Origin of the sequence: Kitasatospora sp. GP30 (genome assembly GCF_029892145.1) — a bacterium.
GTDB lineage: Bacteria > Actinomycetota > Actinomycetes > Streptomycetales > Streptomycetaceae > Kitasatospora > Kitasatospora acidiphila.
The window spans coordinates 314,729-323,759 of sequence record NZ_JARZAH010000005.1 but is presented as its reverse complement, the minus strand read 5'-3'; the positions used below and the strand labels follow the sequence as shown (position 1 = coordinate 323,759).

At 73.4% G+C, this 9,031-nt stretch carries 11 protein-coding genes and 1 pseudogene; 8 read left to right on the top strand and 4 right to left on the bottom strand.

The genetic code is table 11. The features are described from left to right. Nucleotides 1–13 precede the first annotated feature (13 nt). Together P3T35_RS11290 and P3T35_RS11285 are read left to right on the top strand one after the other, a co-directional pair. The gene (locus tag P3T35_RS11290) at nt 14–553 is read left to right on the top strand and encodes an AAA family ATPase (protein ID WP_101385583.1); all 540 of its coding nucleotides are present in this window, start codon (nt 14–16) and stop codon (nt 551–553) included. A gap of 12 nt (nt 554–565) precedes the next feature. After that, on the top strand, nt 566–1,105 hold the full coding sequence (locus tag P3T35_RS11285; RefSeq protein WP_101384577.1) for a hypothetical protein: 540 nt from the start codon (nt 566–568) through the stop codon (nt 1,103–1,105). Here the strand turns inward: P3T35_RS11285 and P3T35_RS11280 are convergent. Then, the gene (locus P3T35_RS11280) at nt 1,102–2,364 is read right to left on the bottom strand and encodes an alpha/beta hydrolase (protein ID WP_101384576.1); all 1,263 of its coding nucleotides are present in this window, start codon (nt 2,362–2,364) and stop codon (nt 1,102–1,104) included. The genes P3T35_RS11285 and P3T35_RS11280 overlap by 4 nt on opposite strands. 36 nt (nt 2,365–2,400) lie before the next feature. Here P3T35_RS11280 and P3T35_RS11275 point away from each other — a divergent pair, with 36 nt between their 5' ends. Beyond that, the gene (locus tag P3T35_RS11275; protein ID WP_101384575.1) at nt 2,401–2,955 is read left to right on the top strand and encodes a helix-turn-helix domain-containing protein; all 555 of its coding nucleotides are present in this window, start codon (nt 2,401–2,403) and stop codon (nt 2,953–2,955) included. A 32-nt stretch (nt 2,956–2,987) separates the two neighbouring features. Continuing rightward, nucleotides 2,988–3,428 (top strand): GNAT family N-acetyltransferase, encoded by a 441-nt coding sequence (locus P3T35_RS11270; protein ID WP_101384574.1) that lies wholly within the window; start codon nt 2,988–2,990, stop codon nt 3,426–3,428. Here the strand turns inward: P3T35_RS11270 and P3T35_RS11265 are convergent. Beyond that, nucleotides 3,409–4,260, bottom strand: a complete 852-nt coding sequence (locus tag P3T35_RS11265) for a helix-turn-helix transcriptional regulator (RefSeq protein WP_218976845.1) — start codon at nt 4,258–4,260, stop codon at nt 3,409–3,411. The genes P3T35_RS11270 and P3T35_RS11265 overlap by 20 nt on opposite strands. Here P3T35_RS11265 and P3T35_RS11260 point away from each other — a divergent pair. From P3T35_RS11260 to P3T35_RS11245, 4 genes and pseudogenes are all read left to right on the top strand, one after another. Continuing rightward, nucleotides 4,250–4,729: pseudogene (locus tag P3T35_RS11260) on the top strand (alpha/beta fold hydrolase); the annotation flags it as partial. The gene P3T35_RS11265 and the pseudogene P3T35_RS11260 sit on opposite strands and share 11 nt — an antisense overlap. Before the next feature lie 88 nt (nt 4,730–4,817). Continuing rightward, entirely contained in the window at nt 4,818–5,210 is a 393-nt protein-coding gene (locus P3T35_RS11255; RefSeq protein WP_280705725.1) for an alpha/beta hydrolase, read from the top strand. Nucleotides 5,211–5,729: 519 nt separating this feature from the next. Then, nucleotides 5,730–6,014 (top strand): hypothetical protein, encoded by a 285-nt coding sequence (locus P3T35_RS11250; RefSeq protein ID WP_101384573.1) that lies wholly within the window; start codon nt 5,730–5,732, stop codon nt 6,012–6,014. A gap of 159 nt (nt 6,015–6,173) precedes the next feature. After that, on the top strand, nt 6,174–6,755 hold the full coding sequence (locus P3T35_RS11245) for a DUF308 domain-containing protein (RefSeq protein WP_101384572.1): 582 nt from the start codon (nt 6,174–6,176) through the stop codon (nt 6,753–6,755). A gap of 95 nt (nt 6,756–6,850) precedes the next feature. Here the strand turns inward: P3T35_RS11245 and P3T35_RS11240 are convergent, their stop codons facing one another. Then, nucleotides 6,851–7,474, bottom strand: a complete 624-nt coding sequence (locus tag P3T35_RS11240) for a TetR/AcrR family transcriptional regulator (RefSeq protein WP_280705647.1) — start codon at nt 7,472–7,474, stop codon at nt 6,851–6,853. Beyond that, entirely contained in the window at nt 7,471–8,973 is a 1,503-nt protein-coding gene (locus P3T35_RS11235) for an MFS transporter (RefSeq protein ID WP_101384571.1), read from the bottom strand. Before P3T35_RS11235 ends, P3T35_RS11240 begins: the two co-directional genes overlap by 4 nt. Nucleotides 8,974–9,031: the final 58 nt, after the last annotated feature.

Below are 9,031 nucleotides of genomic sequence, written 5' to 3'. Positions count from 1 at the left end.
GGGGACCATCGTGGTGCGTCGCTTCGTCCTCACCGGGACTCCCGGCGCGGGCAAGACCACGCTGCTGCACGCGCTCGCCGAGCGCGGTCATGCGGTGGTCGAGGAGGCGGCCACCGAGGTGATCGCCGGGGCGCAGGCGGTCGGGGTGGCCGAGCCGTGGACCCGCCCGTCGTTCGTCGACGAGATCGCGGCGCTCCAGCGGGAGCGTCAACTGGCCTCCTGCGAGCGGCCGGTGCAGTTCTTCGACCGCTCGCCCGTCTGCACCCACGCGCTGGCCGACTACCTCGGCCACCCGGTGCCGCCCGGCCTGCGCGCGGAGTTGGACCGGATCGTCGCGGCGGAGGTGTACCAGCCGACCGTGTTCTTCATCCGCAACCTCGGCTTCTGCGAGCCCACGGCCGCGCGCCGGATCAGCTTCGCGGAGTCGCTGGAGTTCGAGCGGCGGCACGAGGAGAGCTACCGGGCCTTCGGTTTCACCCTCGTCGAGGTGCCGGCCGCGCCGGTGGCGGAGCGGGTGGCCCTGGTGGAGGCGGCGATCGGCACACTGCCGTGACATGCTGGCGCGATGCTGCTGACGAGTCACGAACCCCGGGTCGACCGGATCGAGCTGCAGCCGGTCCGCTACCAGTTCGGGTCGGTCCGCGGTGACTACTACGACGACAACTGGCTGATCATCACGGGCGCGGTGGCCACCGAGGCGGGTCGCTGGTCGTTCACCGAGCCCGCGCTGCTGGTGGACGAGGCCCGCAAGCTGGCCCGCTGGCTGCGCCGGGCGGCCGGTGGCTGGGTGCCCGTGAGCGAGCCGGCCGCCGACGGCGAGCTCTCCCCCGACCTGCACTTCCTGGAGCCGCTCGTGGCGTTCAGCCTGGCCGACCGGGCCGGCGACCGGCTGGTCCTGCGCGTGCACCTCTCGCTGGAGGCCGCGCCGCCCTGGCAGCCGGACGACGACGGCGACGAGATCCACCAGTTCGCCATCGAAATCCCCTGTGACGCGGCGGCGTTGACGGCGGCCGCCGATGCCTGGAGCGCCGAGCTGGCCGCCTTCCCGGCACAGGGCTTGCCACCTCCCAACCTGCCAGAGCCCGCCGCCTTCCCACCCCGCTAGTGCCGTGCCAGCCAGGCCGCGACATCGTCCAGCACCGCCCGGTCGACGTGTCCCGGGTGTGCGTACTCGGCCGGGGTGGCGGGTCCGCTGCCGGCGAAGAAGAGGTGGTTGACGTCCGGGTGGATCCGGATCGTCACATCGGTCCGGTCCGCGAGGGCGGCCTGCCAGCGGGTCAGGTCGTCGGCGACGGTGACCTGGTAGTCCCGCCCGCCCTGCAGGATCAGCATGGGGCGGGCCAGTGCGGCGGCGGTGGCGACCGCGTCGTAGGCACGCAGGTCCAGCCAGTAGGCGGCGGAGTAGCCGAGCGGCAGCAGCTCTGACGGGGTGTCCGGTGCGAGGTCGGGCCCGCCCGCCAGCTCGGCCTGCCGGGCCAGCGCCGCCACGGCCGCGTCGGCGCCCGGGCCGGGGGTGAGCGCGGCCAGGTGGCGGGCGACCCGGACGGCGGCCTGGTGCATCGGCTGGGCGTCCGCGGCCAGCAGCACCAGGCCCGCGATCGACGGGTCGGCGGCGGCGATCCGGGGCGCCGCCTTGCCGCCCATGCTGTGGCCGAGCAGGTGGATCCGGTCGGCGGCCACCTCGGGCTGCTGCCCGAGCAGTCGGACGGCGGCCAGCGCGTGCGGCAGGTACTCGTCCGCCATGGTGTGGTCCGCCGGCAGCCGGTCCGGGTGGGCGAACGTCACCTTGTCGAAGCGCAGCGAGGCGACCTGGCGGGCGGCCAGGCCCCAGGCGAGGTCCTTGAGGGGCTTGTTGGGGCCGCTGGTCCCGTCCCGGTCGAAGGCGCCGCCGCCGCTGAGCAGGACCACGGCGGGCCAAGGGCCTGGGCCGTCGGGCAGCGTGAGGGTGCCGGGCACGGCGAGCGGGCCGCTGCCGAGCACCACCTCGCGCTCGGTGCGACGATCGGGCTGCGCGTAGTGCGGTGGCTGCCACTCGGCGTCGCCCTCCGGGGCCAGCCGCAGTCCGTGCAGCAGGCCGTCGCCGCCCACCGAGACGACCACCGTGAAGCCGCCGCCCGCGCAGCGCACCGGGATCCGGACCCGCACCAGGCCGCCCGCGCCCGGCTCGCTCACCGGCTCCCCGACCGTCGCGACTTCGCCCGATCCGGCGATCGCGCCCGTCCAGGCGATCCGGAGCACCTCCTCGGACACCGCGGCACGCAGCGGCGGAGCGAACAGCTCCATGGTCTCGGCGAAGCGCTCCGCGCGCAGCAGCGCGGCGAAGTCGCCGGCCACCGCGCGTGCGTCCCTCTCATTTATTCTCATACTTGAGAACGGTAGCAGCTGTGAGAGCATTCGCGCATGGACTCCCTGGAACTCCTCGCCCACCCCATCCGGCTGCGGATCGTGCACGCGATGGGCGGCGGGCGGCTGCTGACCACCGCTCAGCTCTGCGCGCGGATCCCCGAGGCGTCGAAAGCCAGCGTCTACCGGCACATCGACCTGCTGGTCGGCGGCGGGATCCTGGAGGTGGCCGAGGAGCGACGGGTGCGCGGCGCGGTGGAGCGGCACTACCGGCTGCGCCAGGACCGGACCGTGGTCGGCCCCGAGGCACTGCGCGCACTCACCCCCGACCGCCATCGGCAGGCCTTCGCCACCGCGATGACCGCGCTGCTGGCCGAGTTCAGCACCTACCTCGACCGCCCGGACGCCGACCCGGTGGCCGACCAGGTGGGCTACCGGCAGCACGCCCTCTGGCTCAGCCCTGCGGAACTCGACGAGCTGATCGGCGAGTTGCGGGCGGCCATCGCTCCCAGGCTGGCCAACCGGCCCAGCCCCGAGCGGGCGCAGTACCTGCTGAGTCCGATCCACTTCCCCGTGGAGGCCGCACCCGGGCAGGAGCCGCAATCCCGTTGACGCCGTGCGGCCCGCACCGGTTGGCTGCCGCCATGCAAACCCTGATGATCCAGCAGGCGGTCGGCGACGCCATGCTCGCCGACTGGCGGCACGTCCACAACACCATCATCCCGACCGATCCGCTCTCCCTCGACCAGGTGCGCGAGCGGTCCGGGCGCTACCACCTCGAACTCGCCGTGCTGGACGGGGTCGTGGTGGGTTGCAGCACGGTGCGCCCACCCGGCGCGGAGAAGCCGGCCGCCACCGTGATCGCCCGGATCCTGCCCGAGTACCGGCGCCGGGGCTTCGGCACCCTGCTGTACGAGAGTGGGCTGGCCCGGGCCAGGGAGTTGGGCGCTCCGGCCGTCGAGACCATCGTGCTGGCCGGCAACACCGAGGGGCTGCGGTTCGCCGAGGCGCGGGGCTTCGTCGAGGTGGAGCGCTACCTGCTGGACGGGGACACCATCCCGTTCGTCACACTCCGGCTGGGCTGACCGACTCCCGCAGCAGCGCCAGCCGTTCGGCCGTGTCGGTGCCGGGCGGCGGGGTGTAGAGCTCCAGCCGCTGGTCGCTCTCCGGGTCGAGCAGCAGTTGGCAGTCGAGCTCGATCGGGCCGATCAGCTCGTGCCGCAGCCGCATCCGGCTGCGGCGGCGCACCGCCACCTCGTGCAGCTCCCACAGGGTGCGGAACTCCGCGCTGGCCTCGGTCAACCGCGCCACCAGGCGGGCGGCCGCGGGGTCGTCGGCACGGCGGGCGGTCGCGGCGCGCAGGTCGGCGACGTGCAGCCGGCTGAGGTAGTCGTGTTCCTCGGGCGGGTACGGGGCCCGGATCGGCGGCGCGGTGAACCAGCGCCAGGCCACGTTGCGACCGTGCTCGGAGACCGTGCAGACGCCGCCGAGCAGCGCCCTGGCCGCGTCGTTCTGAGCGAGCACGTCACCGAGCTCGCTGAGCACCTGGGCCGGGGTGGTGGGGAGTTGCCCGAGCAGGTGGAGCAGGCCGGGGCTCACCCCGTCGCCGCTGCTGCGGACCGCCGGCGGACGGTGGCCGGCCAGCAGGTGGAGGTGGTCGCGCTCGTCATCGCTCAGCCGCAGCGCCCGGGCCAGCGCGGCCAGCATCGGCGGGGAGGGCTGCGGGCCGCGCGCCTGCTCCAGCCGGATGTAGTAGTCGGCCGACATCGCCGCGAGCTGCGCGACCTCCTCGCGGCGCAGCCCGGGGGTGCGGCGCCGGGGACCGGACGGCAGGCCCACGTCCTGCGGCGTCACCCGGTCCCGGGCCCGGCGCAGGAAGTCGGCAAGCTCGTCCCGGTTGATCGTCATGATCATCATCTTGCCGGATCCGGTCGCGGCGAACCAGGGATCGGCGATCCCAGGGTTCGCGGTGCTCTGTCGGCCGGGCTGCGCCCCCGGCAGGGTCATCGGTGCCAGGCGAACGGCCCCGGCGACCGAACCTCCTGAAGGAGCACCAGCGATGACCACCACCACCCGTGCCGTGCACACCGTCCAGGTCGACGACGCCCTGGTCCACTACGACCGGTACGGCTCCGGTCCGGCCCTCGCCTTGGTGCACGGCACCGGCTCGGCCGGCGCGGAGCTGAACTGGGGCCAGCTGGTACCGCGGTTCAGTGACCGGCGCACCGTGATCACCCCTGACCTCTCGGGCACCGAGCGCACCACCGACGACGGCGGGCCGCTGACCGTCGAGGGCCTGGCCGCCCAGCTGATCGCGGTGATCGAGGACGCCGGCACCGGCCCGGTCGACCTGCTCGGCTTCTCGATGGGCGCCACGGTGGCCGCGACCGCCGCCGCGCTCCGCCCGGACCTGGTGCGCCGGCTGGTCCTGGTGGCCGGTTGGGCACACCGAGGGCGATGTGTACCTACGCAACATGTTCACGCTCTGGCAGCAGCTCGGGGCGAGCGACCCGGCGGCGTTCGGCCGGATCGTCACCGTCACCGGGTTCAGCCGCGGCTTCCTCAACACGATCGGCCGGGAGCAGGTGGAGTTGCTCATCCCCAACATGCCGCCCACCCCGGGCACCATGCGCCATGTAACGCTGGACCTGGCGCTGGACATCCGGCACCTGCTGCCGAAGATCACCGCGCCGACCCTGGTGATCGGCTGCGCCCAGGACGCCACCATTCCGGTGGAGCACAGCCGGGCCCTGCACGCGGCCATCGCCGGCAGCAGCTACGCGGAGCTGGACACCGGGCACGTGGCGTCCTTCGAGCGGCCGGAGGAGTTCGTCGCGCTGGTGGACGGCTTCACCTCAGCCGACTGACCGGCCGGACCACCGGGTTCCGGAGCATCGATGACGGCGTCGACGGCGGCATTCAGGACGGAGTTCAGGACGGAGTCCAGGACGAGGAGGAAACGTCCGAAAAAAATTTTCGAAAGGGTGTGACACTTCCCCGGTCCCCGGCGCTGAAGAGGTGAATGGAGCACCCAAGGGCTCCGGACGACTGGTGGCTTCCCCGGGCACGCCAGCCGACCGGATCGCCGGCGGCGTCGACTGTGCAGAGATCGGCCGCCGGCTCCGGGTGGGCAGGTTTCCCTGGCCTGCCACACCCAAGACGCCCCCTGGGCCCGGTCCGGCTGGGGTCGGCCGGATCGGGTCCAGGCCGGGCCTGGCACCCCGAAACACCCCGAAATCGGCCGCGGCCGCCTGGATCCGGCGGGCCCCCGACTGCGCGATCGCCGAACAAGCCAGCTAGCATGTGACGGGTTGTCACACCGTGTAGCGGTACACCGCGCCGCCACACACTCCATCGCAGGCGATCCCCCGAAGTGGAGACAGCGCATGGCAGACGAACCGGCGACCTGGGCGACCTGGACGACCAAGAACGTATGGGCCGGGCCCGGCGGGGTCCGCACCGTCGAAGGGGCGCAACTCAACGGCGACCTGAGTGTGCACACGACCTGGACGGGCACCGAGGCGATCCTGACCGTGCAGTACACCGATGCGCAGGACTGGTTCACGCTGCAGGGCAGCCCGATCGAGGTCGACGAGGAGCAGGCCGCCCGCGCCTGGCACCAGAACGCGGTCGAGGCGGTGCGGGCCGGCAACGGCGGCGCGCTGACCTGACGACTTGCCGCACCGACGGGCCCGCCCTCCGCGCTCTGGGGGGCGGGCCCGTCGCTTTGGCGGCGGGCCCGTTCCGCATCCAAACCCGGCGACCACCGCCCGCACTCGTTCGGCCTACCGCGGGTGCGTATCAGCAGGTCGGCGACGAGGGTGGCTGGTATGACGCTTCCACAGAACGGCTCCCCGACCAGCCCGCTCGGCGCGCTCGCCCGGTTCGGTTGGCACAGTGCTCTGACCATCGGACTACTCGGTGTCCTGCTTGGTGTGGTGGTGCTGGCCTGGCCCGACCGGACGCTGGCCGTGGTCGGCGTGCTCTTCGGCGTCTATCTGCTGATCAGCGGCGTCCTGCAGCTGGTGCTGGCCGCGACGGTGCACACGGCCACGGGCCTGCGGGTGCTCGGCTTCATCAGCGGGGCGCTGTCGGTGCTGGTGGGACTGCTCTGCTTCCGCGGTCCCTACCAGTCGGTGCTGCTCCTGTCGCTGTGGATCGGGATCGGCTGGCTGTTCCGGGGGATCACGGCCACGGTCGCGGCGCTGGACGTGCCGAACGGCACGCCCGGACGGGGCTGGCAGATCTTCCTCGGTGTGATCACCGCGGTCGCCGGGGCGATCCTGCTGATCGACCCGTTCAGGTCGATCCTGGCGCTGGCGGTGATGGCCGGGATCTGGCTGCTGGCGCTCGGGGTGATCGAGATCGGCCACGCGATCGCGCTGCGTTCCCAGGCCAAGCGCCTGGCCTGACCCGGGCCGCTCATCCGGCCTGACCCGGGCCGACCCAACCGGCCTGGCCCGGGCAGCCGACCCGGGCCGGGCGGCGGCCCTGCTCCGGCCCCTGGTCAGGCCCGCAGGCTCTGCAGCAGGTCGCGCAGCAGCGGCTCCAGCTCCGCCGCGTCGACAGCGGACAGCTCCGCGAACGCGCCGCTGGAGCGGGCCATCAGCACGCCCGCGAGGGCGGCGGTGGCCACCTCGGCCCGGAGCTCGGCCCGCTCCACCCCGTCGGTGGCGAGCCGCTCGCGCAGCGGGTCCACCAGCCGCTCCTGAATATGGGCCCGGGCCGCCCGCTGGACCTCACTGTTGTCGCCAGGAAGCATCATGGCCGGGAAGGACGGGCTGAGGCCGCGCCGGTCGAAGCGGTTCAGCAGCCAGTGCAGCCGGTCCTCGGCCAGCAGGTCCGCGGGCGGTTGATCGCCCTGCTCGGCGCGGACCGCCGCGAGGTAGAGCTGCACCTTGCTGCCGAAGTAGCGGGCGATCAGCGCCGGATCGACCCCGGCGCGCTCACCGATCTCCCGGATGGTGGTGCGGTCGAAGCCGCGGTCTGCGAAGAGCTCCATGGCCGCCTGGAGCAGCAGTTCACGGCTGCGTGCGGCGTCGCGGCGTCGCGGGGCGGCGGCACCGCTCGCACCGGGCGCGGCCTGGGCCTCGGCATCGCGGTGCTGCGGGGCCGCGGCGGGCTCGGTCAACTGGTCACCCGCAGCGGCACTTCGTCCTCGCCGGGCGCGATGTCCGCCAAGCTCTCCTCCACCATCAGCTCCTCGTCCACGCTCGCCCGCCGGGCCACCGCGGCGGCGCGCCTCGGCAGCACGATGGTAGCGAGTCCGATCACCACCCAGACCACGCACCCGAACAGCAGGGCCGCGCGGTATCCGGACTCGCTCGGCAGCCGGTGACCTGCGGCGGTGTGCGCCTGCAGGATCGCGCCGCAGAGCGCGCTGCCGGTGGAGTACCCGATGTAGCGAAGCACCTGGTTGAAGCTGACGGCGCTGCCGATCTCCCGGGCCGGCACCGAGCTGACGATCAGTCCGGGCATCACCGCGAAGGTGCAGCCGACGCCCAGTCCGGCGATCCCCATCACCACCAGGATCTGCCACAGGTGCTGGTGGGCCGTCAGGAAGACCAGCATCGAGAGCAGCGAGACCGCGCAGCCGACCGGCAGCACGGCGGCGGTGGAGGTGCGCCGGGCGAGCACCGGGACGACCTTGCTGGCGAGCACGCTCATCACCGAGAACGGCAGCAGCGCCAGGCCTGCCACCACCACCGAGCCGCCGAAGCCGTAGCCGGACGCGCTGGGCGTCTGGACGAACCGGGTGACCAGCGACATCAGCAGGTACATCGCCACGCCCGCGACGACGCCGGTGACGTTGGCGGTGAGCACCACCGGGTTGCGCAGGGCGCGCAGGTCGACCAGCGGGTGGGCGGTGCGCAGCTCGTGCCGGGCCCACCAGGCGAGCAGCAGCAGCGAGACGGCGGCGAGGACGAGCAGGCGCGGGGCCGTCCATCCCCAGGTCTCGCCCTCGGTGAGCACCAGCAGCAGACCGGTGACCGCGAGGCCGAGCAGCGCCGCGCCGAGGGCGTCCAGCGGGTGGCTCTCGCGGTGGGGGTTGGCGGGCAGCACCAGGATGGCGAGCAGCAGGCCGAGGGCGCTGATCATCGCGCCGAACCAGAAGCCCGCGTGGATGCCGAAGGACTGGGCGATCAGGCCGGTGAGCGGGTAGCCGAGGCCGACGCCGGCCACCGTGGTGATGGAGAGCAGGGCGACGGCGGAGCGGGAGCGGGACTCCGGCAGGTTGTCCCGCGCGATCGCGATGGCCAGCGGGGTGAGGCCGAGGCCGACGCCCTGCAGCGCGCGGCCGGCGAGCAGGAAGCCGAAGCCCAGCGGCAGCGCGGCCAGCACGCTGCCGACCACCACGACGGCCGCGGCCGTGAGCACCACCGGGCGGCGGCGCGGCCCGTCCCCGAGGCGGCCCATCACGGGGGTGGCGACGGCGCCCACCAGCATGGTCACGGTCAGCGACCACTGGGCGTTGGCCAGCGAGACGTGGTCGACGGACGCGATGGTCGGGATCAGCGGCGCGCCGAGGCTGCTGATCACCGCCACCACGGTGCCGAGGAAGACCAGCACGGGCACCAGGGCGCGTTCGCGTGCCGTGGCGGGTCGGGGTTCGGGTAGCACCGTCGTCATGGGTCGTCCCCTCCTGAGGTGAGCCGGCCGTGGCGTGCGTCGGGCTGAGGTGAACCGG

Excerpts from the sequence above, each read along its gene's own strand:
- P3T35_RS11265 (WP_218976845.1), bottom strand. The coding sequence starts at position 4,260 with ATGATGATCATGACGATCAACCGGGACGAGCTTGCCGACTTCCTGCGC.
- P3T35_RS11285 (WP_101384577.1), top strand. The coding sequence starts at position 566 with ATGCTGCTGACGAGTCACGAACCCCGGGTCGACCGGATCGAGCTGCAG.
- P3T35_RS11245 (WP_101384572.1), top strand. The coding sequence starts at position 6,174 with ATGACGCTTCCACAGAACGGCTCCCCGACCAGCCCGCTCGGCGCGCTC.
- P3T35_RS11275 (WP_101384575.1), top strand. The coding sequence starts at position 2,401 with ATGGACTCCCTGGAACTCCTCGCCCACCCCATCCGGCTGCGGATCGTG.
- P3T35_RS11255 (WP_280705725.1), top strand. The coding sequence starts at position 4,818 with ATGTTCACGCTCTGGCAGCAGCTCGGGGCGAGCGACCCGGCGGCGTTC.
- P3T35_RS11250 (WP_101384573.1), top strand. The coding sequence starts at position 5,730 with ATGGCAGACGAACCGGCGACCTGGGCGACCTGGACGACCAAGAACGTA.
- P3T35_RS11270 (WP_101384574.1), top strand. The coding sequence starts at position 2,988 with ATGCAAACCCTGATGATCCAGCAGGCGGTCGGCGACGCCATGCTCGCC.
- P3T35_RS11235 (WP_101384571.1), bottom strand. The coding sequence starts at position 8,973 with ATGACGACGGTGCTACCCGAACCCCGACCCGCCACGGCACGCGAACGC.
- P3T35_RS11280 (WP_101384576.1), bottom strand. The coding sequence starts at position 2,364 with ATGAGAATAAATGAGAGGGACGCACGCGCGGTGGCCGGCGACTTCGCC.